Below are 25,588 nucleotides of genomic sequence, written 5' to 3' on the forward strand. Positions count from 1 at the left end.
CGAAGCCACACGTCACCACCCGACGTGGGGCCAGAAGTGCTGGCCGAGACGGTCTATCGGGGTATGGCGACCGGGCAGCGTTGGGGAAGGGGCCGAGCAGACTCAGCGACCCGTAGGGTCTCCGATCGGTTCAATCCAGCCGCCCGCAGGGCGTCCGCGTCGATTCGTGTTTGCCCGTGCAGGAATCCCACGGAACCTCACGCGAGCGCGACCACCAGCAGAACGAAGGCGCCGACGAGAACGCCGACCCGCGCGTAGTGGTAGCGATCCCACTGCCCGACCTGGTCCTGCCAGTCGTCCGGCGCTCCCCCACCCGCCCACGCGGCGACACGATTGTTGATCGGCACGAGCAGCACAACGGACATCACCACGCTGAGCACCAGCAGCGCCGTCGCCACGATCACCAGCGATGCGCGCGGCTCGCCCCACGCGAGGATCGACCACAGCACTCCGAGAGCGGTCGCGGCTGTGTACCAGGGCGGCATCACGCCACCCTCGGGGATTGCATCCAGGGAACGAAGGACTGCTGGTCGACTGGTAGTCGGCACTCCGGAATGCGCGCCGCGACCACAAGACCCTCGAGGACCTCACCGAGGTCTTCGACGAGATCGAACAGCGCGCCGACACCCCGTTCGAGGGACCTGTTCGCCGTGCTGGACGGATTGTGACCACCCCGGTCCGCATGCCGGGATCTGCAAGCGCGGCCGCACAATGTCTCTTCGGTGCGTGCACGCCATGCACGCACCGCACGCCCATCGCCTCGGACCCGGTACACGGTCCGCACGGCAGCAGTCGGTATCTCCGAGTAGCCATGTCCGATCAGGACCGAAGTCCGTCCTGGCTCACGTGGGTCAAGTCCCTGGCCGCCATGGCGGTGTACCGGCTCGGGGAGCCTCGAACGAACTGGTCGGAGGCGGGTGCAATGCTCGAGGCATGGCAGAGCTCGAACCCACGGACTACGCCGCTACGCTCGAGGAACTCAAGCGCCGCGTACACCAGGCGCGGTATCAGGCGCAGCGGAAGGTGAACACCGAGCTGATAGGCCTCTACTGGCAGATCGGCCGCACGATCTTGGATCGCCAGCAGACCGAGCGTTGGGGAACCAAGGTGCTGTCCCGTCTCGCCGCGGACCTACGCGCCGAGTTCCCCACCATGAAGGGCTTCTCGCGAGCGAACCTGTTCTACATGCGACGCTTCGCCGAGGCATGGCCCGACGAAGAAGCAATCATCCAACGACCCGTTGGACAATTGCCGTGGGGTCACATCGCCGAACTTCTCGACAAGCTCGACGACCAGGACCTGCGTGAGTGGTACGCCGCCCGGGACGTCGAGCACGGGTGGTCACGCTCGGTGCTCGCTCATCAGATCACCACCTGCCTCCACGGCCGTCAGGGTGCTGCGCCCTCGTACTTCGGCTCCGCGCTCGAACAGCGGGACTCCGAGCTGGCGCAGCAGCTCACCAAGGATCCGTTCGCGCTGGAATTCCTTGCGATCGGCGGCGACGCGAGCGAGCGGGAACTCGAGGAGCGTCTGGTCGCGCGGATCATCGACACGCTGCGCGAGTTGGGTCGGGGATTCGCATTCGTCGGTCGCCAGGTGCATTTCGACGTCGACGGGGACGACTTCTACGTCGACCTGCTGTTCTTCCACGTCGAGCAGTTGCGCTACGTGGTCATCGAGCTCAAGACAACGAAGTTCGACCCGCGTGATGCCGGGCAACTCGGCTTCTACGTTGCTCTGGTCGAGGATCGACTGCGGCTCCACGACATACACCAACCGACGGTGGGCATGCTCCTCGTGGCCGAGAAGAACGAAACCGTCGTCCGGTACGCCCTCGCCGGCACCCGGTACCCTGTCGCTGTTTTCCCGATACGACCTGACGGCATCCGCCCAGGCCGCTCTCCCCGCCGAAGAGACCCTCACCCGCGTCGCCCTCGAAGTCACCGCCCACGACGGTCGCCACGGGACACGTGCCGGACACTGAGCCCCCGCCCGTAAGGATCCTGCCTACCGGCCGAGGCGTGTGAGGGATGTGCGCTGCGCCCGCAGATCACGGCCCACGGTGGAGCATCGGGCATACCCGATGAGGATTTCGGTCAGCAGTCCGTCGCAGTCGAACACGACCCCGGACGCTGCTTTCGGTGCGGGCTTCACGGCCGCATTCAACCAGATCGGCTGTGGTTGCACCGGATTACAGGCACCCGGGGTGCGCCCGACCCGGTCGCCGGCGGGACTATTCGACCCCGAGCATGACCTCGGTGGACTTGACCAACACCGTCGCTGCGACTCCGGCCGCGAGACCGAGTTCGTCGACGGCCTCCTTGGTGATCGGGGCGGTCACGATCTGCTCACCGCCGTCGAGCTTGACCTTCACAGTTGCCATCACGGCGCCGACGGTGACCTCCGTGACCGTGCCGGTGAGCTCGTTGCGGGTGGACAAACGCATCGAAGGTGGACCTCAATGCCTCACCGGCACACAGAGCACGGTCGCCGGCGACCCCACCGTCAAGGACGACGACCGCGTCGACAGAAGGCGGCCGGCACGCTGCACTGCACATGGCCGGATACCGCGGGACGCCAATCGGGCGCCGGGGTGTTGCGGGTGTGCTGTTTGAGGATCGTCAAACAGCACAGCTCAAATCAGGGTGGATCAGGTGGAGAATCCAGCCGTTGCCGGAATGATGTAGGGAAGGTCGGCGAGGGTGAAGGTGGTCGTGATCCACCGGACCGGTAAGACCCATCCTCTGTAGTCCTCACCGTCCTTCTCGTCGTGGATCTCATGGCGGTAGGGCCTGCTCAGCTCAAGGCTGCGGGACGGCAGTTCGTTCCCGTAGACGGTGAGAATTTCCTCGTCGGCTGGCTGGGCTTCGCTGGTTACTTCACCGACGCCGACGTAGCCGGTCTTCGGGATGTAGGTGAAGATGCGGGCGCGTGATGGCCTCGGCCTTCGGCCAATTCGTGCGCCGCATACCTGCACAGAGCACCTTGCCGACAACGAAGATCATGTCAAGGATGGTGGAGCCGGATCTGTATCCGATACGGCCTCCCAGAACGCGCGGTAGCGCGGCGCTTTATCGACGTCCCCGAGGTCGATTCTTTCTTGGCTCGTTTCTCCCAGCACCCTCCCGCAGTCCGACGTCAGCGCATCGACGCTGCGGGTCTCCGGCCACGGAGCCGAACCCGAAACCGGCAGGGCACCAGCACCTTCAGCCTCCGCAGCTGGTGGCGGAGCACCCGATCGCACGGGTCGACACGAACGACCGGGTCCAGCCGAAGCCACACGTCACCACCCGACGTGGGGCCAGAAGTGCTGGCCGGTTCAAGACAGCCGCCCGCAGGGCGTCCGAATCTATCGTGGGCACGTCCCCTGGTAACGGTCGAGACCGCGGCCGCCGTTGCGCTTCTTGCTCCGACCCGTAGGACCACCCTTCGGGCTCCGCACCCAGGTGCCCTTCGAATCGAGCCCGGGCATGCGCTCGCTTCCGATTCTGCTGTAACGGGTTTCGCCGTCGACGGTCAGCACACCGTCCTGCACGTCGATGTGCGCGACGGTCGCCCAGTAGGCGTTCTTCCCGTTCCCGACGTACACGAGAATCTCGTCGGCGTCCGGACCCGGCAGCCCGTCCTTGCCGGCCCGGCCGTATCGGATCGCGACGCGCGGCCGGCCGAACGTGTCGATCGCGCCGGTGCCGTTGTCGACGCTCTGATAGATGTTGACGAGCAGATCCCCGTTCTCGTCGGGGAGCACCCGAACCTGCTCGACGGCAGGCTTCTTGCCGCGCCCGGGCCCCTTGCTGTCACCGTAGTGATGGATGTACGGCCACGTTCCGAGATCGCCGCGGTGGCCGCGGTCGCCGCTGATCACGACGTATTCGTTGGTGTGTTCGTTGCGGCAGTAGAAGTACACGTCGAGATCGCCCTCGCCGAACTTCTTCACGTTCCCGGATCGGTCGTAGATGGCTCCACGGCCGTCCCATTCGAGGCCGACGGTGAGCACCCAGTTCGGATCGCCCTGGGACTTACGCAGGTCGATCCGGGCGGTCTTGTCCGCCGAATCCTTCGTAAGGGAGACCTGAACCTTCTCGAACGAGATCGGGCGCGCTGCCGGCTGAGGCGGGGCCGCAACAGCCGACACAGTTGCCGACTCAGATTGCGGCTGAGCAGATCCCGGTTCGTCGACGACGATCCCATGGTCGGTCGCGAACGCCGCCAGACCGTCCTGATAGCCCTGACCGACCGCGTCGAGACGCCATCTCGCGCCGCGACGATAGAACGCGACGACCTGCAGAACGGTCTCGGTGGTCAGGTCGGGCGGGGTGAACTCGATGGTCTGTCGAGCGCCCCGAATCTCTGCGCGGAGCCCGGGCACGTCACCGAATCGCCGCCCCTGCGCTTCGGTGCTCGCCGCGATGAGCACTCGGTGGATGTCGGCGGGGACAGCCGACAGGTCCACGGTCGCGGACGTGTCGGAGGTGAGCCGGACGCCGGGGGCCTTCGGGTTGTTGAAGAAGACGAAGTCCTCGTCCGATCGCACCCGTCCATCGGCGGTGAGCAGTACGGCGGTGAGATCGACCGCGCCCACAGGACCACCGGTGACGAGCACGACCTCATATCCGAGATCGACAAGGTCGGTCTTCGACCCCTTGATCACTGCACTCATCCGCGATCTCCTGCTTCTGCCGTCATCCCATCCGCAGCGAAGTCGACTGCAGCGCATACAACGTAACCTGCACCGTGGCTTCACGCTCCTACGGCGACTACATCAGGCGGTAGCCCTTTCGACCGTTCGAGCCTCGCCCTTCAGGTCGAAATCTATTGCACCCCAAAATCACTCGTCGAGACGATGAGACTACGCAGGCACCTCGTCCCACGCCTCACGCAAATGATCGAGGACTGCCTGGGCAAACCACCGATTGTGGTAGCGGCCGTACGGCCCCTTCCCCTTGGCAACCAACCTGTCGGCGAGGCGCCTGACCAACTCTGCATCATCGATGAGTGTCACGAACTGTTCATTCGAGGCGTCGTCGAGCAGGTTGATCCTGATGACGACGGCGTCGCCCTCAGCCGATGCGAGCTGGGAGCGGTGGAATCGCAGATTCGGAAACTGCGAAGTCAATTCGTCGAACGTCTTTCCCGTCCGACCCTCGAGCGCCGAACGGGAGACATACACCGACACAGACCACACGTCGATATCCCGGTCCTCGATGAATGGGTTCTCGACGTGGAGAACTTCCATCGGTCCGATATTGAGCGTGAACAACCGTCGCCCTCGGTCGGTGGCCGGCAGACAACTCAGCGTCCATCTCTCGACTTCACCGGAGGCCGGATCGTCGAAGGCCAGGTCCAGATACAACGCGACGAGGTCGAGGCAGATGATCAGTACGTCCTCGTCGCTCGCGAGTTCGCGGAAGTTCTCCTCGGATGCCGAGGGATACCCGTTCTCGCTGTTGCCGTCACCGGTACTCACTCGGCGCTACCACCTTGTTCTGCTCGTAGAGACCAGCAGAACTGTATATAGACGCCGCTATCGATTCTGACGGAACGTCACGCGAGCGCGACCACCAGCAGAACGAACGCCCCGACGAGGACGGCGACCCGCGCGTAGTGGTAGCGATCCCACTGCCCGACCTGGTCCTGCCAGTCGTCCGGCGCTCCCCCACCCGCCCAGGCGGCCACACGATTGTTGATCGGCACGAGCAGCACAACGGACATCACCACGCTGAGCACCAGCAGCGCCGTCGCCACGATCGCGAGCGATGCGCGCGGCTCGCCCCACGCGAGGATCGACCACAGCACTCCGAGAACTGTGGAGGCGATGTACCAGAACGGCATGACGCGACCGAGCACGCGGGCGCCGTCACTGCGTGCGATGAATGCGCCGTCGCCCGGGAGCCGCGCAAGCATCGGGTTCACGAACACCGCGACCGCGAACTCCACCCCCACCAGCAAACCGACGACGACAACCGTGACCACGGAAACCGAGTCCAACATGGGGACCTCCAGTACCTAGCAGTGCTAGTTCTTCTGTCGATGACAACACTAGCACTGATCCAAGAACTAGCAATGCTAGAATTCGACAATGCCGGTCAACGAACGCAGAGCCCGCGACAGAGCCGCCCGTCACCGCCTGATCATCTCGACCGCCCGCCGGATCGCCGAGGACGAAGGCTGGGGTGCGGTCACCACCCGACGCCTGGCCGAGCAGATCGAATACAGCCAGCCCGTGCTCTACAGCCACTTCTGCGGCAAGGACGAGATCGTGACAGCGGTCGCGCTGGACGGATTCACCCAGCTCGGAGCCGAACTCACCGAAGCCGTCCGCAAAGAGCCCGGAGCACGCACGCTGGCGACCACCTACCTCGCTTTCGCACAGGCCCACCCCGCCGTGTACGAGGCGATGTTCGAGCTCACGACCGATCTGCAGTTCGCCGACGCCGAAACTCCCGCACCGCTGCGCGACGCGTTCCAGGTCCTGCTCGACACTCTGCGACCTCTGTCCGGCGCGGTCGATCCGGAGCTGTTCACCGAGGTCTTCTGGGCCGCCCTGCACGGCCTCGTCGGCCTCACCCGCTCGGACCGGATCCCGGCGCAGGACACGTCCCGGCGCATCGACGTGCTCGTGGAACGCTTCGTCGGAGCCTGAACGACGCCCTCGCCGGGGAAGGCTCACCCGCGCGCCGAGTACCCTCGGTACCCGTGTCTGCCCCTTCCGTCCTCGACGATGCCCCGATCGAATCGTCCTCGCGCACGTTCAAGCGTGCGTTCAAGGACCTTCGCGAAGGTTTCAACCATCGTGAGCTGTGGCTCCACCTCGGATGGCAGGACATCAAGCAGAGATACCGGCGGTCGGTACTCGGCCCGTTCTGGATCACGATCGCGACCGCCGTGTCCGCGGTCGCGATGGGTCTGCTCTACGGCACGCTGTTCAACCTGGACCTCGCCGAGTTCCTGCCGTACGTCACGCTCGGCTTCATCGTCTGGAACCTGATCCAGGGATCCATCCTCGAGGGCGCGGACGTGTTCATGTCCAACGAGGGCCTGATCAAACAGCTGCCGACGCCGCTGAGCGTGCACGTGTACCGGCTGGTGTGGCGGCAGATGATCCTGTTCGCCCACAACATCGTCATCTACTTCGTCATCCTGATCATCTTCCCGCAGCCGTTGAAGTGGACGGCGGTCTTCGCGATCCCCGCACTCGCCCTGATCGCGATCAACGCGGTGTGGGTGTCGCTGGTGTTCGGCATCCTGGCGACCCGCTACCGCGACATCGCTCCGCTGCTCGGCAGCCTCGTGCAGCTGCTGTTCTTCATGACGCCGATCATCTGGACGGAGAAGACCCTCCAGGGCACCGGCAACGAGGGCCGCGCCCGGATCGCCGAGATCAACCCGCTGTACCACTTCCTCGACATCGTGCGCACGCCGCTGCTCGGCGGCGACCAGCAGCTCTACCACTGGCTGATCGTGCTGGGTGTGACCGTCGTCGGCTGGGCGTTGGCGCTGGTCGTACTGCGCAACTACCGCTCGCGCGTCGCCTACTGGGTCTGAGTGCACCCGCGGTGAACGTCACCGCACGAAACGGATCACCTGGCTGACGTTGAACTGCCGGCGGTTGTCGATCCGGAACCCGGCCTGCACGAGCCCGGCGTACTCCGGCGTCGACTCGAACCGGTGCGGCGGGAGCGTCCACCACTGGTTCGACGTGTGGTAGATCCGCTGCTCGGTCGTCCGCTCGGCGTCCGCGAAGAACCACACCACCTCGCACGTGGACAGCTGCCCCGCGACCGCCTGGAACGGCAGGTTCTCGTCCCACAGCCAGCCCTCCGCGGCGGCGGTCCGTCCCAGGCCCAGGTCACGGGTGCCCGCGAAGGTCTCCGGCCGGGCCGTGATCACCAGCCGCTGCGACGCCGGATTCCACGCGGCGCCCCCGAACAGCACGCAGTCACCGGGCGCCAGCCGACCGGCGACGTCGTGGTTGACCGTGCTGAAGTCCATGCCGCTGGGGTCGGACCACTGGCCACGCTGCGCGACGAACGACGGCACGGACAGCAGAACCAGCGCACCGGTGACGCCGACACTCGCCCACGTCCGGACGGCCACGGCCGCGACGGCAGCGGCACCGACCAGGGCGACCGCCGGGGTCGTGAACGTCAGGTACCGGTCCAGGTAGACCGGGGACGCGACGAGCGAGTACGTCACGACCATCGCCATCGGCACGACGATCCACGGCACGGCTACCACGAGAACACCGTGTCGCTGCACCCGCGTGCGTCGTAGTAGAGCCGCCACGAGCCCCACGACGATCAACACCGTGAACGCCACCGCGAACCAGGGGGCGCCCACGAACCACTGGTACTCCCAGGCGATCCGCGGCAGGTTCCGGTCGATCGGCGGGATCCACGTGGTCTGCCCGGCCTGGGCGAACGCCTCCGCCACGAGCGGGACGGCCACAGCCGAGCCCGCGACGACCGCCCCCAGCCACGCGAGCCCGCGACGCCGCAGGTCGCCCCGCAGCGCCAGGGTGATCAGGTGGGCCGGTACCAGCGCGATCGTGTACACGAACAGCACCACCGACAGCGCCAGCACGGCGGCGTAGAGCAGCCACCATCGGACCCGGCCGGACTCGCACCCCACGATGAGCAGCACGGTCAGCCACACGGCAGCGGCCGCGGACGGGGCGTAGCTGCGGGCCTCGACCGCAGCCCACGTCACGCGCGGGAGCAGCAGGAAGACGACCCCCGCGATCACGCCCAGCCGTCGGCCACCGAGTTTCCGGCCCAGCACGACGACGCCGCCGGCCGCGGCGCCCACGGCCAGGACGCTCGGCACCCGTGCCGAGAACTCCGAGGCCCCGAACACGGCGAACCAGTACCGCATCGCCACGTAGTAGAGGCCGTGGACGACGTCGACGTTGCCGAGCACCCGGTCCAGGTCGACGCGGGAGCGCTGCGCCACCGACAGGGTGGCCAGCTCGTCGTACCAGAAGGAGGGCCGCCACGACCCCCACGCTGCGACGATCGAACCCAGCAGTGCGACGAGGACAGCGTCCCGCGCGCCCCCTGTGGTCCGATCGGCCATGGGCTACTGCCCGTACAGGCGGGCCCAGTTCTCGCGGCTGGTGAGCTGCGGCGCAGCTTCGCGATACCGCAGGGACACCGCGGGCGTCTCCTTCTTCAGCGCCTGCAGCGCGCTCATTCCGCGACGGAGCAGTGCGACGGCCCGCTTCTTGTCCCGCTTGCGGACGCGGACACCTTCCTGGGAGGCGTCGGTGACCACGGCGTGCGAGAACAGCGAGACGTGCCACCAGTGCGCGTCCGACGACGGGATCGCGACCGGATCGGCCGGAAGAGTGCCGCGCCACTGGTTGAGGGCGCGCTTGGCCAGCACCGCCCATTCGAGGCTCTTGCGCGGGTGCGGTCCGGCCGGGGTGATGAACATGTCGGCCGCACGCAGGTCCGGCACGTTGTTCGCGTTGTGGCGGATGGTCTCCCCGTACTCCGCGCGCTCACGACGGATGGCGGCCGCGGCCTCCATGCCCCCGTCGCGCAGGAATTCCGGTCCTCGCAGGAAGTCCTCGATGGCCTTGATCAGGGTGAACGCCATGCCGTACTGCATGGAGACGAGGTAGCGGAACAGGTCGGTCCGCAGCTGCTTGGCCAGTGCCTTGCCGTCGAGTTCGGTGTGCAGCGCGGCGGTGATCATGGCGTTGCGGAGGTTGAAGTAGCGATGCCACTCGTCCCAGTCCTTCCACGCGAAATCCGCGTGCCACACCGCGGCACCGGGCAGCGTGACGGTCGCGACACCGTTCGCCCGCGAGCGGTAGCCGTACTCGATGTCGTCCCACTGGAAGAACAGCGGCAGCGGGTAGCCGACCTTCTCGACGACCTCCGACGGGATCAGGCACGACCACCAGCCGTTGTAACCGGCGTCGACGCGGATCTCCTGCTGCTTCTTGAGCGTGCTCTTGTCCGCGAACGCGTTCTGCACCTCGATACCGGCCTGGAGACGCTGCAGGTCCGCGACCTCGGCACCGACGTGGACCCGGTCGGGATGCAGCAGGTACAGCATCTGCGCGCCGACGATCGCGGGTTCGACGGTGCAGTTCGCGAACGTGTTGAGCCGGACCACCGCCTCCGGTTCGCACAGGACGTCGTCGTCCATGAACACGATGTTGGCCCCGGGATTGCGCGACGCCCCGGCGACCTCGTACAGGCCACGGGTGAATCCGCCGGCACCGCCCAGGTTGGGCTGCGTGATGTAGACGAGTCGGTCGCCGAGTTCGGAGGCGACGCGCCGGAACTCCGGCCGGGTCTCCACCCGGTCGTTGCCCTGATCGACCACGTGGATCGACTGCACGTCGGCCATCGCCGTCGGGTCGTTCGCCATGGCGGCCAGCGTCGCCGCGCAGTCGTCGGCGCGGTTGAAGGTGCAGATGACGACCGCGGCCTTGCGCAGGGACTTCGGTGTGGGAACCGTCCAGCGGGCGTTCTCGACGGTCAGCTCGCCGGAGCTCGTGGAGATCCGGGCGAAGAGGGCACCACCGTCGACGAACCGGTCGATCGGGGTGGACACCGTCACCGTGGTGGACGTGCCCTTCGACGACAGGGGGATGGTGGCGACGATCCGTCGCCGGCCCAGGGTGTCGGTGGCGACCAGTTCGATGCGGCCGTCGCCGTCGATCTCGGCTTCGAACGCGACCTCGGTGACCGCGGTCCAGCGCTGCCAGTAGCTGGCGGGGAACCGGCCGAAGTAGGTGTCCGTTTCGATACGGCTCCGGCGGCCGAGGCGCACGCGGGTCCGCTCGCGGTCCACGGTCCCCTTGACGGTGACGTACATGTCGTCGCTGACCAGCGGGGACGGCCCCGCGAACAGCGCTCGCTGAGCGGTCTGCCGGGCGGCAGGACGCTCGAGGACGGACGAACCGTCGGCCGCGTCGCCGACCCCTCCTGTCGGTTCGATCGCAGCGATTTCGGCTTTGTCCATTCCGTCCGAATACCTTTCAGAGCCTTGCTCTCAGAGCCTTGTCTTCCCCCAGGACACAACTTGTCCAAGGCTACCAACGTGCCTGGCAGCGGCAGACCGGACCGCGAATCGCCGCCCGCCGGGTCGGGCATTTCCCGAGAACCCCCGCGTTATTCTGAGCCTCTGGCCAGCCCCGTCCGACCCCTGGAGCACATGTGACGTCCGCCGTCGAGCTCACGACGCGACGGCAGCGGTGGCTCTGGGGCACCGTGGTGACGGCGATGGTGACGGTCACCTACCTGGTGATCCTGGCGGCCGACGATCGGTGGTTCTACACCGACGACACCGAATCGGGTGCGGTACCGAACTGGATCTTCCTCGGCCGGATCCTGCGGACCGGGCAGTTCCCGAGTCTCGTGCCCGAACAGTGGATGGCCGGCAACTACCCGGTCGAGGGACAGGGCGGGCTCTGGAATCCGCCGCAGCTGCTCGTCAACCTGATCTCACCGTCGGTCGACAACATGGTGCTGCTCGCGACGGGTGTGAAGTGGGTTTTCTCCATCCTGCTGGCGCTCGGGGTGTACCGGATCTGCCTGGAGTACGGCGCCCGCGCGCCCTGGGCCGCGGTGGCCGGCGCGGCGGTTCCCTTCACCGGGTTCGCGCTGTTCTTCGACCAGGCGACCTGGGTCACGGCCCTCACCGGCTCCGCCTGGGTGGCCCAGGCATGGGCGAGTTCGCTGCGCTACCTGCGCGGCCGCTCCGGCCCCCTGCCGGCATTCGTCTTCCTCTATCTCGCGATCAGCGTCGGCTACGTCTTTCCCGCGCTCGTCGCCGGGATCCTGACCGGCTGCCTCGTGATCGGCGAACGAATCCATCGGCAGTCGTGGGGGCCGTCGCTCCGGCTGGCGATCGTCGCCGCCTGCGCCGCGGCGGGCGGACTGATCACCTACCTGCCCGGGGTTCTGTCGAGCTCCGTGACCTGGCGTTCCGACCAGGGCTTCCAGAACGACAACTTCCTCACTGCACCCTGGTCGGACACCCTCAACTCCGGCATTCCCTCGGCGTTGCCCGCCATCGAAGCCTGGTTCGGGGAAGTGCAGCCGTTCCCCGTCACCTACATCGCCTGGTTCGCCGTCCCGGCGCTCGCCTTCGTGAACTGGAAAGCCGTGCACCGCTCGGTGCGCAGCCTCGCGGGCGCGCTGATCTTCCTCGCCGCGATGCTGATCGCGACCGCGGGACCCAGCGTGATGGGGCCGCTGCGCTGGCCGGCGCGGCTGCTGCCGATGTTCGCCCTCGCGGCACTCGTCGTGGTGTGCGTGCTGGTCAGCCGCCACGGCACGCTCCGCAACCTCCCGGCCCGAGCGGGCGCGGCGGCCACGCTCGTGCTGGTGATGACGTTGCGCTCCGGGTCCTCGTCCCCGGAGTTCATGAATCGTCACGTGCTCTGGGCCGCCGCCGTCCTCCTCGTCGGGGGCCTCGTCCTGTGGACCGCGCGCCACGCCGGCGAGTGGGTGGTGACGACGATCTTGCTGCTCTCCGCCCTGCCGGTCGTGTACTTCCAAGTGGCCTCGACGACCCCGCACCCGCTCGCGTGGGACCTGCCGGCCCGGCAGTCGGTCGCGAAGGCGAACTTCCCGGATCGGCCGGGGACCACGCTGCAACTCGGCGACCGCGCGCTGGTGCTGCGTTGGACGGCGAACCCGGAGGGCGTCTACCGCTCCCTCGTGTTCGGCAACTTCGCCAAGTCCCTCGACGAGATCTACGTCAACGCCTACACCCCCATCGGCTTCGAGGAATTCGCCTTCCACCTGTGCATGCGGCACGACGGATCGAGTTGTGACGACGCGTTCGCCGCCGCCTTCGCCACCGAACCCAGCACCGGCCGGACCTACGTGGACCTGATGCTCGTGGATCGGGTGGTGCTCCAGCGCCGGCAGTACCCGGACGCCGACTCGAAGCCGGCACCGCCCGGCTGGCGGTGGGTGCAGTCCCCGCCCGGGTCCGCGGATGCCGTCGACGCGGTGATCCTCGAGCGGATCGACGGGCCGATCAGCGGCCGGAACGGGCGCATCTCCTTCACCGAGGGAGTCACCGCGACCTCGGTGGCCGAGGACTACGCGACCAGCCGGGTCCGCGTCGATTCGGCAGACGGCGGACGCGTCGTCTTCGCCCGCCTGAACTGGCCCGGCTACACGGTCACGTTGGACGGCCGGCCGCTGGAGGCGCGGTCGGTGGACGAGATGTTCCTGGCCGTGGACATTCCCGCCGGCACCGAGGCCGGGGACCTCGTCGTGAGGTGGACCCCGCCGGGACAGGGAATCGGATTCGTCGGACTGGGCCTGGGCATCGCCGGCGCCGCGGTCATGGAACTGCTGTACCTGCGGGACCGGCGGAAGACCCGGAAGGAACACGCGGAAGAAGCCCAGGCGCGGGTCGCGGCCGCTACCGGGTAGTGGCCGCTACAGGGGGGGTGAGACGCGACCGGAACAGGGTGTAGAACACCCGCCGCTGCAGCGCGGAGAGTTCGGCGCGACGATTTCCTTGCCACACGTCGGCCGCCCGCAGCCCGCCGGGCAGCTGTTCGGCCACCCACCGGTGATAGGCCTTCGCCTGCCGGGCCTGCTCGGCGACGAGCGCCACGCTCCACTGACCGGCGCTGACCCGGAACCCGCCGACGACCTGCCGCAGCGCGTACAGATCGCCGTGGAACAGCACCTTCGAGTAGGAGGCCATGTCGATGAGGTACGGGAAGCGGCCGTCCCATCCGCCGGCCCGTTCGAGAACGTCGCGCCGCATCGTCACGCACATGGGCTCACCGAACACGTTGGTGCCGAGCCGCACCGTGCGCCGGATCGCCTCGGCACCCGGCACCAGGCCCGACAGTCCCTGGAGCCCGCGTCCGGCGATCATCTTCTCGCCGCGCGCGTCGAGAATGTCCCGCTGCGACGCCACCGCCACCGCCGACGGATGCGCATCCAGCGCCGCCACCTGGGCCGAGAGGGCACCCGGATAGAGCAGGTCGTCGCCGCACACCAGCTTGACGTACTCCCCCGTGGCCTCGGCGGTCACGCGCTGCCAATTCCGGGGAGCGCCGCCGCCCGCGGGGGTCGACAGCAGGGTCACGCGCGCGTCGTCCTCGTATTTGCGGAGCAGGTCGGCGGTGCCGTCGGGGGAACTGTGGTCGGCGATGATCAGCTCGAAATCCCCGAAGTCCTGGGCGAGCACGGACTCGACCGTGGCCTCGATGAACGGCGCGTTGTTGTAGGCCGGAATCACGACGGAGAGTTTCGGCCTCGTCACTGCTCATCCCGTTCTCTGTGGGGCCCGCGCGGGCAGGCCGGTGGACGGCGACACCGTACATCGGTACGGTTCGTGCCCGGAAACTGCCCCACCCGACGTATAAACTGCCGAATTGTGAGCAGCGACAACCCGGCGCCGACGGGCACGCCACACCGCGTGTCGATTGTCGTGCCGGTCTACCAGGGCGAACACACCCTCGGTACGTTGCTCGAGCAGATCGTTCCGTGGACCGAGGTCACGCTGACCCCCGGCGGTCGACCCATGGTCGTCGAGGAGGTCCTGCTCGTCCACGACAACGGCCCCGACGACTCGGCTCGTGTCATCCGCGAACTGTCCACGAAGTACCCGTTCGTCGCGGGGGTGTGGCTCAGCCGGAACTTCGGCCAGCATCCGGCGACCCTCGCGGGCATGGCGTCGAGCGGCGGCGAGTGGATCGTCACGCTCGACGAGGACGGCCAGCACGACCCGGCCGCGATCGGTGGCCTGCTCGACACCGCGCTCGACGAGGGCGCGACCGTCGTGTACGCGAAACCGACGAATCCGGCGCCGCACGGCGCGCTGCGGAACGCGGCGTCCCGGGGATCCAAGTGGTTCCTGTCCCGGGCGCTGGCCGTGTCCGACAGCACCGACTATCAGAGTTTCCGCCTGGTGCTGGGCGAGGTGGGACGGTCCCTCGCTGCCTACGCGGGGTCGGAGGCCTACCTCGACGTCGCGCTCGGCTGGATCGCGGGGAAGGTGACCACCAGCCCGGTCGAGCTGCGCGAAGAGCAAGGTCGGGCATCCGGCTACCGGCTGCGCACCCTGCTCTCGCATTTCTGGCGGATGGTGCTGTCGAGCGGAACCAAGGGCCTGCGCATGGTGAGCCTGCTCGGCGTGGTCCTGGCCACCGGCGGTTTCCTGTGGGCGGTGTGGGTACTGGTGTCCTCCCTGTTCTTCGGCAACCGCATCCCGGTGCAGGGCTGGGCGTCGACGACGGTCATCCTGCTGCTCGGATTCGGGGCCGTGCTGTTCTCCCTCGGGGTGATCGCCGAGTACGTCGGGGTGGCGGTGAAGACGGCGATGGGCAAGCCGCCCTATCTGATCGTCAGCGATCCCGAGGCCGGCCCGCTGGGCCGCACCCAGCGCTATCCCGACCTCGAATCCTTCCGGAGCGGGTAACCGTGCCGGCACCGACCTGGGTCGTCGGAAGCGGAGGACTGCTCGGTTCGTGGGTGACCCGCGAATTGCGTCGCCGCGACGTCCCGGTGACGACGAGCACGGTGCCGTGGGAAGAGTCGGAGCAGGCCCGATCCGTGCTGCTGGCCGATGCGGACCGGTTCGTCCGGAGCACCCGGGGCGGACGGTGGCGGGTCGCGTGGTGCGCCGGTGCGGGCGTGAACGGGACGACTCCGGAAGCCTTCGCGGCCGAGAACGACCTGCTCCGCGACGTGCTCGACGGCCTCGCCCGCGCGTCCGGCGGCAGCGCCGAGAACGGGACGGTGTTCCACGCGTCGTCGGCGGGTGGGGTGTACGCGGCCGCGACGGGCGCGCCGCACTCCGAGCACACCCCCACGGCCCCGCTCGGTCCGTACGGACACGCCAAGCTGGCCGCCGAGGCCGTCATCACGGATTTCGCCCGCGAGACCGGCGCGACCGCCGTGATCGGGCGCTTCGCGAACCTGTACGGGCCGGGGCAGAACCTGGACAAGCCGCAGGGACTCATCTCGCACCTGTGCCGCGGCTATCTCACCGGGACGCCGGTCTCGATCTACGTCTCGATGGACACCCTGCGGGACTACCTGTTCGTCGCCGACGCGGGAGAAATGGTGGCCGACGCGCTGGACCGGGCGGAGGCCGAACCGGGCGGGGTGAGCACCAAGATCTTCGCGTCGGGCCGGTCGGTGACGATCGGCGCGATCCTCGGCGCCTGCCGCACGGTGTTCCGACGCCGCCCCAATGTCGTGCTGGCGTCGTCGCCGCTCGCGTCGGTGCAGGGCCGGGACCTGCGGTTACGGTCGGTGGTGTGGCCGGAGCTGGACCGTCGCAGCCATCGGCCGCTGCCGGCCGGGATCGCCGCGACGCTGGAGTCGACGCGACGCGCGATGGGTCAGTCGGCGCGGCCGAGTGTGCGCTCGCCGGAGCGGGCGTAGGCCTGTTCGGTCGCGTCCTTCTGCGGACGCCACCAGTCCTCGTGGCTGCGGTACCAGTCGATGGTTGCGGCCAGACCCTCGCGGAAGTTGCGGTAGCGCGGTTCCCAGCCGAGTTCGGTGCGCAGCCGGGTCGCGTCGATGGCGTAGCGCAGGTCGTGGCCGGGCCGGTCGGTGACGAAATCGAAGTCGGTACGGTCCTTGCCGCACAGCTCGAGCACGGTCTCGACGACGGTGCGGTTGTTCGTCTCCCCGTCCGCTCCGATCAGGTAGGTCTGCCCGATCTCGCCCTTGTCGATGATCGTCCACACCGCGCGGTTGTGGTCGTCGACGTGGATCCAGTCCCGCACGTTCTCCCCGGTGCCGTACAGCTTGGGCCGGACGCCGTCGATGACGTTGGTGATCTGCCGCGGAATGAACTTCTCCACGTGCTGATAGGGCCCGTAGTTGTTCGAGCAGTTCGAGATGGTCGCGGCCACCCCGAACGAGCGCACCCACGCCCGGACCAGCAGGTCCGAGCCCGCCTTGGTAGAGGAGTACGGGCTCGACGGGTTGTAGGCGGTGGCCTCGGTGAACCGCGCCGGGTCGTCGAGTTCGAGGTCGCCGTACACCTCGTCGGTGGAGATGTGGTGGTAGCGCACCGAGTGCCGGCGCACCGCCTCGAGCAGGGTGAACGTGCCGATCAGATTGGTCTGCACGAACGGCGACGGATCGGCGAGGGAGTTGTCGTTGTGCGATTCGGCGGCGAAGTGCACCACCAGGTCCGACTCGGCCACCAGCGCATCCACGAGGTCCGCGTCGGCGACGTCGCCCTGCACGAAACGGATCCGGTCGGCGACCGGGTCGAGGGACGCGCGGTTACCGGCGTAGGTGAGCTTGTCGAGCACCGTCACCTGCACGTCGGGGCGTTCGGCGACGGTTTGGTGCACGAAGTTCGCGCCGATGAATCCGGCACCGCCGGTGACGAGCAGCCGCATGCGGCAACCCTACCGGGGGCGCGCTCGTTGGTTCGCGTCCGCCCCGGGATGGGAGACTGTCCCTCATGCGCGGAATCATTCTCGCCGGCGGCACCGGGTCTCGGCTCCATCCGATCACGCTGGGAGTGAGCAAGCAGCTCGTTCCGGTCTACGACAAACCGATGATCTACTACCCGCTGTCGACGCTGATGCTCGCCGGGATCCGCGACATCCTGATCATCACGACCCCCGAGGATGCGCCGCAGTTCCAGCGGCTACTCGGCGACGGCTCCCGCTACGGGGTGAACCTGACCTACAAGGTCCAGCCGGAACCGAACGGCCTGGCCCAGGCGTTCGTCCTCGGCGCCGACCACATCGGCAACGGCGGCGCCGCCCTGGTCCTCGGCGACAACATCTTCTACGGCCCCCGGCTCGGCACCCAGCTCACCCGCTTCGCCGACCTCGACGGCGGTGCGGTGTTCGCCTACCGCGTCTCCGACCCCAGTGCCTACGGCGTGATCGAGTTCGACGCCGACGGCCGGGCGCTGTCGCTCGAGGAGAAGCCCGCCACCCCGAAGTCGAACTTCGCGGTTCCCGGTCTGTACTTCTACGACAACGACGTCGTCGAGATCGCCCGCGGCCTGCGTCCGTCGGACCGCGGCGAATACGAGATCACCGACATCAACCGCACCTACCTCGAGGCCGGCCGGCTCCAGGTCGAGGTACTCCCCCGCGGCACCGCATGGCTCGACACCGGCACCTTCGACTCACTGCTCGACGCCGGCAACTTCGTCCGTACCATCGAGCAACGCCAGGGCCTCAAGATCGGCGCCCCCGAAGAAGTCGCGTGGCGACTCGGTTTCATCACCGACGACGACCTGCGCGCCCTGGCCGCGCCGCTGGTCAAGTCCGGCTACGGCAGCTATCTGCTCGACCTGCTCGACCGGGAAGGAAACTGACGGTGCACTACCGCGAACTGAAGATCCCCGGGGCCTGGGAGATCACCCCTCGCCAGTTCGGTGACGACCGCGGCGTGTTCTACGAGTGGTTCAAGCAACCCACCTTCACCGACGCCGCCGGTCGCCCACTCGAGCTGGCGCAGGCCAACTGCTCGGTCTCCGCCGCCGGGGTGCTGCGCGGCATCCACTACGCCGACGTCCCGCCGGGCCAGGCCAAATACGTCACCTGCGTCGCCGGGGCGGTGCTCGACGTCGCCGTCGACCTGCGCGTCGGCTCCCCCACCTTCGGACAGTGGGACGCGGTCCTGCTCGACGACGTCGACCGCCGCGCGATCTTCCTGACCGAAGGTCTCGGCCACGCCTTCTGCTCCCTCGCCGACGGCTCGACCGTCGCCTACCTGTGCTCGACCACCTACAACCCCGAGCGCGAACACGAGATCAACCCCTTCGACCCGCAGATCGGCATCGACTGGCCCACCACGGGCCGCGACGGACAACCGCTGCGCTACGAACTCTCGGCGAAGGACCAGGCGGCCCCGTCGCTGGCCGACGCGGTCGCGGCGGGTTCGCTGCCGCGGTTCCAGGGGTGAGTGCGAAGCCGGTGTCCGCTCCCGATCCTGTCCGCGCACCCGGCGGGATGTCGGGGGCGCCCGGCCCGCTCATGCGCCTGTTCCGGAACCAGGCGGTGGCGTTTTTGCTGGTCGGCGCGTTCAACACCGCGCTGGGCACCGCGTGGTTCATCGTCTGGCAGCTCGCCGTCGGCGACACCCTCGGTTACCACTTCGCGATCGTCGCGGGCTACGCGTCGAACGTCCTGTGTGCCTTCTCGACCTACCGCTACCTGGTGTTCCGGGTGCGCGGACACGTGCTGCGGGACCTGTGGCGGTTCGTGACGGTCAACCTGAGCGCGTTCCTGCTGAACCTCGCCCTGATGACCGTGGCCGTCTCGGTGCTCGGGTTCCCGCCGATCCCGTCGCAGATCGCGATCACGGTTGTGACGGCGACCGCGAGTTTCTTCGGCTACCGGGACTTCTCCTTCCGCCGCGCCAAGCGCGGCTGAGCGGCCCCGCAGATTTCGAGCGCGCCGCGCGCCCCTCGTATCCGAGCGAATGTATCGCTCAGTCGATCCAAGGAGACGAGCGATACATTCGCTCGGTCACGGCAGGGCAGACCGGGGTCAGCGGATGCGGAAGATCACCGCGCGCTGCACCACGAAGTTGATCACCGTCGCCGTGCCCTGCGCGACGACGAACGCGAACGGGATACGCCACCACTGGTCGGGCAGCGACTCGTTGAGCAGACGGTTGATCCCGACCTGCGCGAGGAACGTGACCGCGTACAGGATCACCACCGCGACGAACCGCGCCCGGCTCGGTTCCGCCTTGAACGTCCAGCGGCGGTTGATCAGGTAGGCGGTCGTCGTGCCGGCGACGAAGGAGATCGCCTTCGCGAGGTCGCGGGTGACGCCGAGCGCCATGAGCAGCACGTACAGGCCGTAGTCGACGATCGCCGACAGCCCGCCGGTGAGCACGAACCGCACGATCTGGGTCTTCAGGTCGAGAGCTTCGTCCGCGATGTTCTCGGTGACGGGAATCTCGACCGGCAGGGGTGCCCGGTGCTCGGGCTCGGACACGTCGTGGGTTTCGGGCACGACGTCGAGAATAACGCCCAGGTCACGCAGGCCTTGACCTCGAGCCGACTCGAGGTTGCACGATCGGGGCATGGCCGTCGAACTGAACCACACCATCGTCCACGCCAGCGACCGCGACGCCTCGGCCCGGTTCTTGGCCGACATCCTCGGGCTCGCCGCCCCGAAACCGTTCGGCCCGTTCCTGGTCGTGCAGGTCGACAACGACGTCTCGCTGGACTTCATGAGCGACAGCGGGCCCGTCCGGCCCCAGCACTACGCCTTCCTCGTCGGCGAATCCGACTTCGACGCGATCTTCGGACGCATCCGCGAACGCGGCCTCGAGTACTGGGCCGATCCGATGCACCGACGGTCCGGCGAAATCAATACGCACGACGGCGGGCGCGGCGTGTATTGGAACGATCCGGACGGTCACAGCCTCGAGATCATCACGCGACCGTACGGCGGGTGACAAACGGCATCTTGCGGACCTGCCCGGACGCGCGGGTAGCCTCTATGCCGATGTCCACGACAGCTGCAGAGCAGGCGACTGCGCCGCTCCCAACCCAGACCCGCACTCTGACCGGCTGGGGGCGCACTGCGCCGACCACCGCGGAAGTGCTGTCCACCCCCGACGTCGAGCTGATCGCCGCAGCGGTCGCCCGGGTCGCGGAGCAGAACGAGTCGAAGCCGGCGCACCTGCGTCGCGGCGTCATCGCCCGTGGCCTCGGCCGCTCCTACGGCGACCCCGCGCAGAACGCCGGTGGCCTCGTCGTCGACATGACGGCGCTGAACAAGATCCACACGATCGACCGGGACTCCCGGCTCGTCACCGTGGACGGGGGCGTGACCCTCGACCAGCTGATGAAGGCCGCGCTGCCGTTCGGCCTGTGGGTTCCGGTGCTGCCGGGCACCCGGCAGGTCACGATCGGTGGCGCCATCGGCTCCGACATCCACGGCAAGAACCACCACAGCGCGGGCAGCTTCGGCAACCACGTCCGCTCCATGGATCTGCTCACCGCCGACGGCCAGGTCCGCACGATCACCCCCGGCGGCCGCAACTCGAAGCTGTTCTGGGCGACCGTCGGCGGCATGGGCCTGACCGGCATCATCCTGCGCGCGACCATCGAGATGACGCCGACCGAGACGGCGTACTTCATCGCCGACAGCGTGCGCACCTCGGGTCTCGACGAGACGATCGCCCTCCACAGCGACGGCTCCGAGGACAACTACGACTACTCGAGCGCGTGGTTCGACGCGATCTCGGCGCCGCCGAAGCTCGGCCGTGCCGCCGTGTCGCGCGGTTCGCTGGCCAAGCTCGATCAGTTGCCGAAGAAGCTGCAGAAGGATCCGCTGCGGTTCAACGCGCCGACCCTGCTGACACTCCCCGACGTCTTCCCGAACGGTCTGGCGAACAAGTTCGACTTCAGCATCGTCGGCGAGCTGTACTACCGGAAGACGAAGAACGCCACCGGCCAGGTCCAGAATCTGACGCAGTTCTACCACCCGCTCGACCTCTTCGGTGAGTGGAACCGCGCCTACGGTTCCAAGGGCTTCCTGCAGTACCAGTTCGTGGTGCCGCCCGAGGCCGTCGACGAGTTCAAGCGCATCATCGTCGACATTCAGAAGTCCGGGCACTACTCGTTCCTCAACGTGTTCAAGCTGTTCGGTGAGGGCAACAAGGCGCCGCTGAGCTTCCCGATGAAGGGCTGGAACATCTGCGTCGACTTCCCGATCAAGGCGGGCCTGAACGAGTTCGTGACCGAGCTCGACAAGCGCGTCCTCGAATTCGGGGGTCGTCTCTACACGGCGAAGGATTCGCGCACCACCGCCGAGACGTTCCACGCGATGTACCCGCGCATCGGCGAGTGGCTCAAGGTCCGCCGCTCGGTCGACCCCACCAACGTCTTCGCCTCCGATATGTCCAGAAGGTTGGAACTCCACTGATGATCAATGCCGTCGGCAACCCCCAGACCCTGCTGCTGCTCGGTGGCACCTCCGAGATCGGCCTGGCCATCGTGGAGGAGTACCTGCGCAAGGCACCGGCCCGCGTCGTGCTCGCGGCGCTGCCGAACGATCCGCTGCGCGAGTCCGCGGTCGCCCAGGTGAAGGCCGCGGGCGCGACGAAGGTCGACCTGGTCGACTTCGACGCCCTCGACACCGAGAGCCACCCGAAGGTCATCGACGAGGCGTGGGCGGGTGGCGATGTCGACATCGCGATCGTCGCGTTCGCGCTCGACGGCGACCCCGAGGAACTGTGGCAGAACCAGCGCAAGGCCGTGCTCGTCGCGAACGTCAACTACACCGCGTCCGTGTCGGTCGGTGTGCTGGTCGGCGAGAAGATGAAGGCGCAGGGTTTCGGCCGGATCATCGCGATGTCGTCGGTGGCCGGGGAGCGCGTCAAGCGCGCCAACTTCGTGTACGGCTCGACGAAGGCCGGTCTCGACGGCTTCTACCTCGGTCTCGGTGAGGCGCTCGCCCCGTTCGGGCCGAAGGTCACCGTGGTGCGACCGGGCATGGTGCGCACCAAGTTCAGCGCCCACGTCAAGGAAGCGCCCCTCACCGTGAACAAGGAGGACGTGGCCGCGCTGGCCGTCGCCGCGTCCGACAAGGGCAAGGAAATCGTGTGGGCGCCGGGGCCGTTCCGCTTCGTGATGGTCGTGCTGCGGCACATCCCGCGCGCGATCTTCCGTAAGCTGCCGGTCTAGAGTTCTTTTCACCGCTTTTTCACCGCTGCCCCGCCGGGTTCGATATCCGGCGGGGCGGTCGCGTCTCTACTGCAGGTAGCCGACTCCGGTCGAGAATCCGTCGTTCAGCCCGTAACAGGCGTGGTTGACGTAACCTTCGTTGGTGAAGACGCCGTTCACGTCGCCGCTTTGACCTGGTGCGTTCGACGCGTAGCCGACGCCCGGTTGCCCGACGATGACGCACTGATAGGACTCGACGCCTTCGTTGTCGGACAAATTCCCGTCGATGGGGCCTCCGGGAGGTCCCGGCAGGATCACCGGGTCTGCCGCTGCCTGTGCGGCCCCGGCCACGAGGAGCGGTGCTGCCACGAGTGCAGCGAACAACGCGCGCACGGATGTTCGTCTCATGAGTCCAGCCTTCCGTTCGACTTCACCCGGTGTTTCCGGGCGACCCCCTGACGCGATGGCGGACATGCTCCTGCCGGTGGCGTGTCCGGCCACCGTCGCTTCCATCCAGCATGCAAGGTCAGGTGGGCTCGAGGCCAGCGTTGGCACTACTCGAATCTGCGGTTGCCGCGCCGCGGGCGGCACCACGCGTCCCCCTATGCTCGGATGGTGCTCACCGCTTCCGAAGTAGCCCCCGCACGCCGCGTCGTCTCGGCGCTCACGCAGTTCGCGTGCGCCGCAGTCGTCGCCGCAGTGGTCGCCGCGGTCGGACTGTTCGCGTTCGCGCGGGTGCAGTGGCCGGCGTTCAATTCGTCGAACGTGACGCAGGCGATCACGACGGTGCTGCAGGTCGCGGCGCTGGCGGTGCTCGCGGTGTCGGTGTGGATGCTGCGGCGGCGCCGGTGGCCGTGGGTGGCGCGGGTGCTGTCGTGGGCCGGGCTGTCGGGCCTGGTGACGGCGACGCTGGGGATGCCGCTTGCCGCGACGAAGCTGTATCTGCACGGCGTCTCCGTCGACCAGGAGTTCCGCACCGAGTACCTGACGCGGTTCACGGATTCGGCAGCGCTGCACGACATGACGTACGCGGATCTGCCGCCGTTCTATCCGGCGGGCTGGTTCTGGGTGGGCGGTCGCGTCGCGAACGTGCTCGGCATGGACGGCTGGGAGGCGTTCAAGCCGTACGCGATCGCGTCACTGGCGGTGACGGCGGCGGTGGCCGTCGTGCTGTGGTCGGAGCTGGTGCGGTCGGATCTGGCGGTGCTCGTCGCGACCGCGACGACCGCGATCGTGCTCGCCTACGGCTCCCCCGAGCCGTACGGGGCGATCATCGCGCTGCTGCTGCCCGCCGCCCTGGTGCTGGCGTGGGGCGCTTTCGCGCCGGTGTGCCTTTCTGGCGGCCCTGACCGCCACAAAGGCACACCGCAAGGGACGCGGCAGGGATGGGGCGCCGTGCTGGGGACCGGCCTGTTCCTGGGCCTGGCCGCCACCTTCTACACCCTCTACCTGGGGCTGGCCGCGTTCGCAGTTGTGGTGATGGCCGTGGTGGCCGCAGCGCTCGCGTGGCGCGCGGCCGGCACGTGGCGGGCGGTAGTTCCCGTCGTCGTCCGCCTGGCCGTCATGGCTGCGATCGCGGTCGTGGTCGCGCTCATCGTGTGGCTACCGTTCCTGCTCGAGGTGCTCGGCGGTGCGCAACTCGCCGGGTCCGGCACGGCGACCCACTACCTGCCCGAAGCCGGTGCGCGCCTGCCGCTGCCGATGTTCCATGCCTCGCTCATCGGGTTGCTGTGCCTGCTCGGCACCGTGTGGCTCGTCGGCCGGGCATCGTCGTCGCGGCGGGCGCAGGCACTCGGGCTCGGTGTCGTCGCCGTATACCTGTGGTACCTCGCGTCTCTGGCGCTGACCGCCGTCGGCACCACGCTCCTGGCGTTCCGGCTCGAGGTGATCCTGCTGGTGCTGCTCGGCGCCGCAGGCACTTTCGCGTTCGTCGACTTCACCCGTTGGATCGTGCTGGCCAGCAGCGACAATCCGCGGGTGCGCTGGTCCCTCGTCGCCGTCGGCGCGCTCGGCGCGGTCGCGTTCACCCAGAACATCCCGCAGGTCCTCGCCGGGGAGATCACCGTCGCCTACACCGACACCGACGGCAACGGCGAACGCGCCGACCAGCGACCGCCCGGCGCGGCGTCGTACTTCGCGGAAGTGGACGAGACCATCACCTCGCAGCTCGGCCGCGACCGCCACGACATCGTGGTCCTCACCGCCGACACCACCTTCCTCGCCTACTACCCGTACTACGGATTCCAGGCTCTCACTTCGCATTACGCGAATCCCCTCGCCGATTTCCCGGCACGAGCCGCGGCGATCGCCGAATGGTCGGAACTCGAGACCCCAGACGAACTGCTCGCCGCATGGGACGCCGCGCCGTGGCGGGCCCCCGACGCGGTGGTGTTCCGGCAGAACGCCGAAGGGTACACGCTCCGGCTGGCCGAAGACGTGTACCCGAACGACCCGAACGTGCGTCGCTACACGGTGACGTTCCCGAAGGCGCTGTTCGACGATCCGCGTTTCACGGTGACCGAGGTCGGCCCGTTCGTCGTGGTCACCCGCGCCGGATCGGCATGATCCGCCGGACCCCGAGGTCGCGCAGCCACAGGCCGCCCCACACGAAGATGCCGGTGTAGATCGGGAACAGGGTCGTGCTCACGATCGGCTGCTCGGTCAGCAGATTCGTCGCGACCGCGCCACCGAGATAGCCGGTGAGCAGCACGGCACCGAGGATCGAGGTCGCCGGAACCACGTACGCGATCAGGCACACGAGCAGCACGATGCCGAACACGCGGTTGAGGCTCGGATCGAATCCCAGGTCGGCCATGGCCTCCTGCACCTGGGACGTGTTGAGCACGTGGATCACCGAGTCGAAGAGCAGGAACAGCACGACGAGTCCGCTGACGATCAGCCCGGCGATCCGGGCGCCTTTCGACGGCGCACCATCGGCGGGGGCGGTGCTCGTGAACGTAGAAGTCGAGGTCAT

26 protein-coding genes are annotated in these 25,588 nt (G+C 67.9%); 13 read left to right on the plus strand and 13 right to left on the minus strand.

The window, feature by feature from the left end; genetic code table 11:
• Nucleotides 1-197: 197 nt before the first annotated feature.
• Nucleotides 198-485 carry an anthrone oxygenase family protein gene (locus tag ACWDTS_RS26825; RefSeq protein ID WP_420751531.1) on the minus strand — a complete coding sequence of 96 codons (288 nt, stop codon included), beginning with the start codon at nt 483-485 and terminating at the stop codon, nt 198-200.
• A 448-nt stretch (nt 486-933) separates the two neighbouring features.
• Here ACWDTS_RS26825 and ACWDTS_RS26830 point away from each other — a divergent pair, with 448 nt between their 5' ends.
• Nucleotides 934-1,998, plus strand: coding sequence for a PDDEXK nuclease domain-containing protein (locus ACWDTS_RS26830; RefSeq protein WP_450108955.1), 1,065 nt, complete (start codon nt 934-936; stop codon nt 1,996-1,998).
• Between the two features lie 235 nt (nt 1,999-2,233).
• Here ACWDTS_RS26830 and ACWDTS_RS26835 read toward each other — a convergent pair whose 3' ends face one another.
• The 5 genes from ACWDTS_RS26835 to ACWDTS_RS26855 form a co-directional block, all read right to left on the minus strand.
• On the minus strand, nt 2,234-2,446 hold the full coding sequence (locus ACWDTS_RS26835) for a TOBE domain-containing protein (RefSeq protein ID WP_420751533.1): 213 nt from the start codon (nt 2,444-2,446) through the stop codon (nt 2,234-2,236).
• Nucleotides 2,447-2,650: 204 nt separating this feature from the next.
• Nucleotides 2,651-2,977, minus strand: a complete 327-nt coding sequence (locus ACWDTS_RS26840; protein WP_420751534.1) for a hypothetical protein — start codon at nt 2,975-2,977, stop codon at nt 2,651-2,653.
• 372 nt (nt 2,978-3,349) lie between these two features.
• On the minus strand, nt 3,350-4,660 hold the full coding sequence (locus ACWDTS_RS26845; protein ID WP_450119369.1) for a TerD family protein: 1,311 nt from the start codon (nt 4,658-4,660) through the stop codon (nt 3,350-3,352).
• 189 nt (nt 4,661-4,849) lie between these two features.
• The gene (locus ACWDTS_RS26850; protein ID WP_450119370.1) at nt 4,850-5,467 is read right to left on the minus strand and encodes a hypothetical protein; all 618 of its coding nucleotides are present in this window, start codon (nt 5,465-5,467) and stop codon (nt 4,850-4,852) included.
• 77 nt (nt 5,468-5,544) lie between these two features.
• Entirely contained in the window at nt 5,545-5,991 is a 447-nt protein-coding gene (locus ACWDTS_RS26855; RefSeq protein WP_450119371.1) for an anthrone oxygenase family protein, read from the minus strand.
• A gap of 88 nt (nt 5,992-6,079) precedes the next feature.
• Between ACWDTS_RS26855 and ACWDTS_RS26860 the strand changes: the two genes are divergently transcribed.
• The gene (locus ACWDTS_RS26860; protein ID WP_450119372.1) at nt 6,080-6,643 is read left to right on the plus strand and encodes a TetR/AcrR family transcriptional regulator; all 564 of its coding nucleotides are present in this window, start codon (nt 6,080-6,082) and stop codon (nt 6,641-6,643) included.
• Between the two features lie 53 nt (nt 6,644-6,696).
• The gene (gene wzm / locus ACWDTS_RS26865; protein ID WP_450119373.1) at nt 6,697-7,545 is read left to right on the plus strand and encodes a galactan export ABC transporter permease subunit Wzm/RfbD; all 849 of its coding nucleotides are present in this window, start codon (nt 6,697-6,699) and stop codon (nt 7,543-7,545) included.
• Between the two features lie 18 nt (nt 7,546-7,563).
• Here the strand turns inward: wzm and ACWDTS_RS26870 are convergent, their stop codons facing one another.
• The gene (locus ACWDTS_RS26870) at nt 7,564-9,075 is read right to left on the minus strand and encodes a glycosyltransferase family 39 protein (protein WP_450119374.1); all 1,512 of its coding nucleotides are present in this window, start codon (nt 9,073-9,075) and stop codon (nt 7,564-7,566) included.
• Nucleotides 9,076-9,078: 3 nt separating this feature from the next.
• Nucleotides 9,079-10,980, minus strand: a complete 1,902-nt coding sequence (locus ACWDTS_RS26875) for a glycosyltransferase (RefSeq protein ID WP_450119375.1) — start codon at nt 10,978-10,980, stop codon at nt 9,079-9,081.
• A gap of 194 nt (nt 10,981-11,174) precedes the next feature.
• On the opposite strand from ACWDTS_RS26875, the gene ACWDTS_RS26880 reads away from it, so the two are divergent.
• Nucleotides 11,175-13,412, plus strand: coding sequence for a hypothetical protein (locus tag ACWDTS_RS26880; RefSeq protein WP_450119376.1), 2,238 nt, complete (start codon nt 11,175-11,177; stop codon nt 13,410-13,412).
• On the opposite strand, the gene ACWDTS_RS26885 is transcribed toward ACWDTS_RS26880, so the two are convergent.
• On the minus strand, nt 13,402-14,259 hold the full coding sequence (locus ACWDTS_RS26885) for a glycosyltransferase family 2 protein (RefSeq protein ID WP_450119377.1): 858 nt from the start codon (nt 14,257-14,259) through the stop codon (nt 13,402-13,404). The genes ACWDTS_RS26880 and ACWDTS_RS26885 overlap by 11 nt on opposite strands.
• A 156-nt stretch (nt 14,260-14,415) precedes the next feature.
• On the opposite strand from ACWDTS_RS26885, the gene ACWDTS_RS26890 reads away from it, so the two are divergent.
• Both ACWDTS_RS26890 and ACWDTS_RS26895 read left to right on the plus strand, forming a co-directional pair.
• Nucleotides 14,416-15,417 carry a glycosyltransferase gene (locus ACWDTS_RS26890; protein ID WP_197251612.1) on the plus strand — a complete coding sequence of 334 codons (1,002 nt, stop codon included), beginning with the start codon at nt 14,416-14,418 and terminating at the stop codon, nt 15,415-15,417.
• A 2-nt stretch (nt 15,418-15,419) separates the two neighbouring features.
• Complete coding sequence (locus ACWDTS_RS26895) at nt 15,420-16,388, plus strand: NAD-dependent epimerase/dehydratase family protein (RefSeq protein ID WP_450108964.1); 969 nt, start codon at nt 15,420-15,422, stop codon at nt 16,386-16,388.
• Here the strand turns inward: ACWDTS_RS26895 and rfbB are convergent.
• Nucleotides 16,346-17,362, minus strand: coding sequence for a dTDP-glucose 4,6-dehydratase (gene rfbB, locus ACWDTS_RS26900; RefSeq protein WP_450119378.1), 1,017 nt, complete (start codon nt 17,360-17,362; stop codon nt 16,346-16,348). The two genes, ACWDTS_RS26895 and rfbB, sit on opposite strands and share 43 nt — an antisense overlap.
• A gap of 65 nt (nt 17,363-17,427) precedes the next feature.
• Between rfbB and rfbA the strand changes: the two genes are divergently transcribed.
• Genes rfbA through ACWDTS_RS26915 form a run of 3 tightly spaced genes read left to right on the plus strand, consistent with a single transcriptional unit; the run spans nt 17,428 to nt 19,360 of the window.
• Complete coding sequence (gene rfbA / locus ACWDTS_RS26905; RefSeq protein ID WP_197251595.1) at nt 17,428-18,300, plus strand: glucose-1-phosphate thymidylyltransferase RfbA; 873 nt, start codon at nt 17,428-17,430, stop codon at nt 18,298-18,300.
• A 2-nt stretch (nt 18,301-18,302) separates the two neighbouring features.
• Entirely contained in the window at nt 18,303-18,890 is a 588-nt protein-coding gene (gene rfbC, locus ACWDTS_RS26910; RefSeq protein ID WP_197251594.1) for a dTDP-4-dehydrorhamnose 3,5-epimerase, read from the plus strand.
• Nucleotides 18,887-19,360: a GtrA family protein gene (locus ACWDTS_RS26915; protein ID WP_450119379.1), complete on the plus strand. Its 474-nt coding sequence runs from the start codon at nt 18,887-18,889 to the stop codon at nt 19,358-19,360. Before rfbC ends, ACWDTS_RS26915 begins: the two co-directional genes overlap by 4 nt.
• 117 nt (nt 19,361-19,477) lie before the next feature.
• Here ACWDTS_RS26915 and ACWDTS_RS26920 read toward each other — a convergent pair whose 3' ends face one another.
• On the minus strand, nt 19,478-20,023 hold the full coding sequence (locus ACWDTS_RS26920; protein ID WP_450119380.1) for a GtrA family protein: 546 nt from the start codon (nt 20,021-20,023) through the stop codon (nt 19,478-19,480).
• Between ACWDTS_RS26920 and ACWDTS_RS26925 the strand changes: the two genes are divergently transcribed.
• The 3 genes from ACWDTS_RS26925 to ACWDTS_RS26935 are packed head-to-tail and all read left to right on the plus strand — an operon-like array spanning nt 20,022 to nt 22,635.
• Nucleotides 20,022-20,399 (plus strand): VOC family protein, encoded by a 378-nt coding sequence (locus tag ACWDTS_RS26925; RefSeq protein ID WP_197251592.1) that lies wholly within the window; start codon nt 20,022-20,024, stop codon nt 20,397-20,399. The two genes, ACWDTS_RS26920 and ACWDTS_RS26925, sit on opposite strands and share 2 nt — an antisense overlap.
• A gap of 50 nt (nt 20,400-20,449) precedes the next feature.
• Nucleotides 20,450-21,874: an FAD-binding oxidoreductase gene (locus ACWDTS_RS26930; protein ID WP_248673816.1), complete on the plus strand. Its 1,425-nt coding sequence runs from the start codon at nt 20,450-20,452 to the stop codon at nt 21,872-21,874.
• Complete coding sequence (locus tag ACWDTS_RS26935) at nt 21,874-22,635, plus strand: decaprenylphospho-beta-D-erythro-pentofuranosid-2-ulose 2-reductase (RefSeq protein ID WP_197251589.1); 762 nt, start codon at nt 21,874-21,876, stop codon at nt 22,633-22,635. The genes ACWDTS_RS26930 and ACWDTS_RS26935 overlap by 1 nt, the downstream gene beginning before the upstream one ends.
• A gap of 66 nt (nt 22,636-22,701) precedes the next feature.
• On the opposite strand, the gene ACWDTS_RS26940 is transcribed toward ACWDTS_RS26935, so the two are convergent.
• Nucleotides 22,702-23,022, minus strand: a complete 321-nt coding sequence (locus tag ACWDTS_RS26940) for a hypothetical protein (protein WP_197251588.1) — start codon at nt 23,020-23,022, stop codon at nt 22,702-22,704.
• 204 nt (nt 23,023-23,226) lie between these two features.
• Between ACWDTS_RS26940 and ACWDTS_RS26945 the strand changes: the two genes are divergently transcribed.
• A complete protein-coding gene (locus ACWDTS_RS26945) occupies nt 23,227-25,179 on the plus strand; it encodes an arabinofuranosyltransferase (protein ID WP_248673817.1) in 1,953 nt (650 codons plus the stop codon).
• Here the strand turns inward: ACWDTS_RS26945 and ACWDTS_RS26950 are convergent.
• The gene (locus tag ACWDTS_RS26950; protein ID WP_248673818.1) at nt 25,157-25,588 is read right to left on the minus strand and encodes a DoxX family protein; all 432 of its coding nucleotides are present in this window, start codon (nt 25,586-25,588) and stop codon (nt 25,157-25,159) included. The two genes, ACWDTS_RS26945 and ACWDTS_RS26950, sit on opposite strands and share 23 nt — an antisense overlap.

Source organism: Rhodococcus sp. NPDC003383, assembly GCF_053589115.1.

Bases quoted from the DNA above. Each gene is read 5' to 3' on its own strand.
- ACWDTS_RS26950 (WP_248673818.1), bottom strand. From the start codon at position 25,588: ATGACCTCGACTTCTACGTTCACGAGCACCGCCCCCGCCGATGGTGCG.
- ACWDTS_RS26940 (WP_197251588.1), bottom strand. From the start codon at position 23,022: ATGAGACGAACATCCGTGCGCGCGTTGTTCGCTGCACTCGTGGCAGCA.
- ACWDTS_RS26930 (WP_248673816.1), top strand. From the start codon at position 20,450: ATGTCCACGACAGCTGCAGAGCAGGCGACTGCGCCGCTCCCAACCCAG.
- ACWDTS_RS26920 (WP_450119380.1), bottom strand. From the start codon at position 20,023: ATGCCCCGATCGTGCAACCTCGAGTCGGCTCGAGGTCAAGGCCTGCGT.
- ACWDTS_RS26835 (WP_420751533.1), bottom strand. From the start codon at position 2,446: ATGCGTTTGTCCACCCGCAACGAGCTCACCGGCACGGTCACGGAGGTC.
- ACWDTS_RS26925 (WP_197251592.1), top strand. From the start codon at position 20,022: ATGGCCGTCGAACTGAACCACACCATCGTCCACGCCAGCGACCGCGAC.
- rfbA (WP_197251595.1), top strand. From the start codon at position 17,428: ATGCGCGGAATCATTCTCGCCGGCGGCACCGGGTCTCGGCTCCATCCG.
- ACWDTS_RS26860 (WP_450119372.1), top strand. From the start codon at position 6,080: ATGCCGGTCAACGAACGCAGAGCCCGCGACAGAGCCGCCCGTCACCGC.
- ACWDTS_RS26945 (WP_248673817.1), top strand. From the start codon at position 23,227: ATGGTGCTCACCGCTTCCGAAGTAGCCCCCGCACGCCGCGTCGTCTCG.
- ACWDTS_RS26875 (WP_450119375.1), bottom strand. From the start codon at position 10,980: ATGGACAAAGCCGAAATCGCTGCGATCGAACCGACAGGAGGGGTCGGC.
- ACWDTS_RS26935 (WP_197251589.1), top strand. From the start codon at position 21,874: ATGATCAATGCCGTCGGCAACCCCCAGACCCTGCTGCTGCTCGGTGGC.
- ACWDTS_RS26870 (WP_450119374.1), bottom strand. From the start codon at position 9,075: ATGGCCGATCGGACCACAGGGGGCGCGCGGGACGCTGTCCTCGTCGCA.
- ACWDTS_RS26855 (WP_450119371.1), bottom strand. From the start codon at position 5,991: ATGTTGGACTCGGTTTCCGTGGTCACGGTTGTCGTCGTCGGTTTGCTG.
- rfbB (WP_450119378.1), bottom strand. From the start codon at position 17,362: ATGCGGCTGCTCGTCACCGGCGGTGCCGGATTCATCGGCGCGAACTTC.
- ACWDTS_RS26825 (WP_420751531.1), bottom strand. From the start codon at position 485: ATGCCGCCCTGGTACACAGCCGCGACCGCTCTCGGAGTGCTGTGGTCG.
- ACWDTS_RS26845 (WP_450119369.1), bottom strand. From the start codon at position 4,660: ATGAGTGCAGTGATCAAGGGGTCGAAGACCGACCTTGTCGATCTCGGA.
- ACWDTS_RS26830 (WP_450108955.1), top strand. From the start codon at position 934: ATGGCAGAGCTCGAACCCACGGACTACGCCGCTACGCTCGAGGAACTC.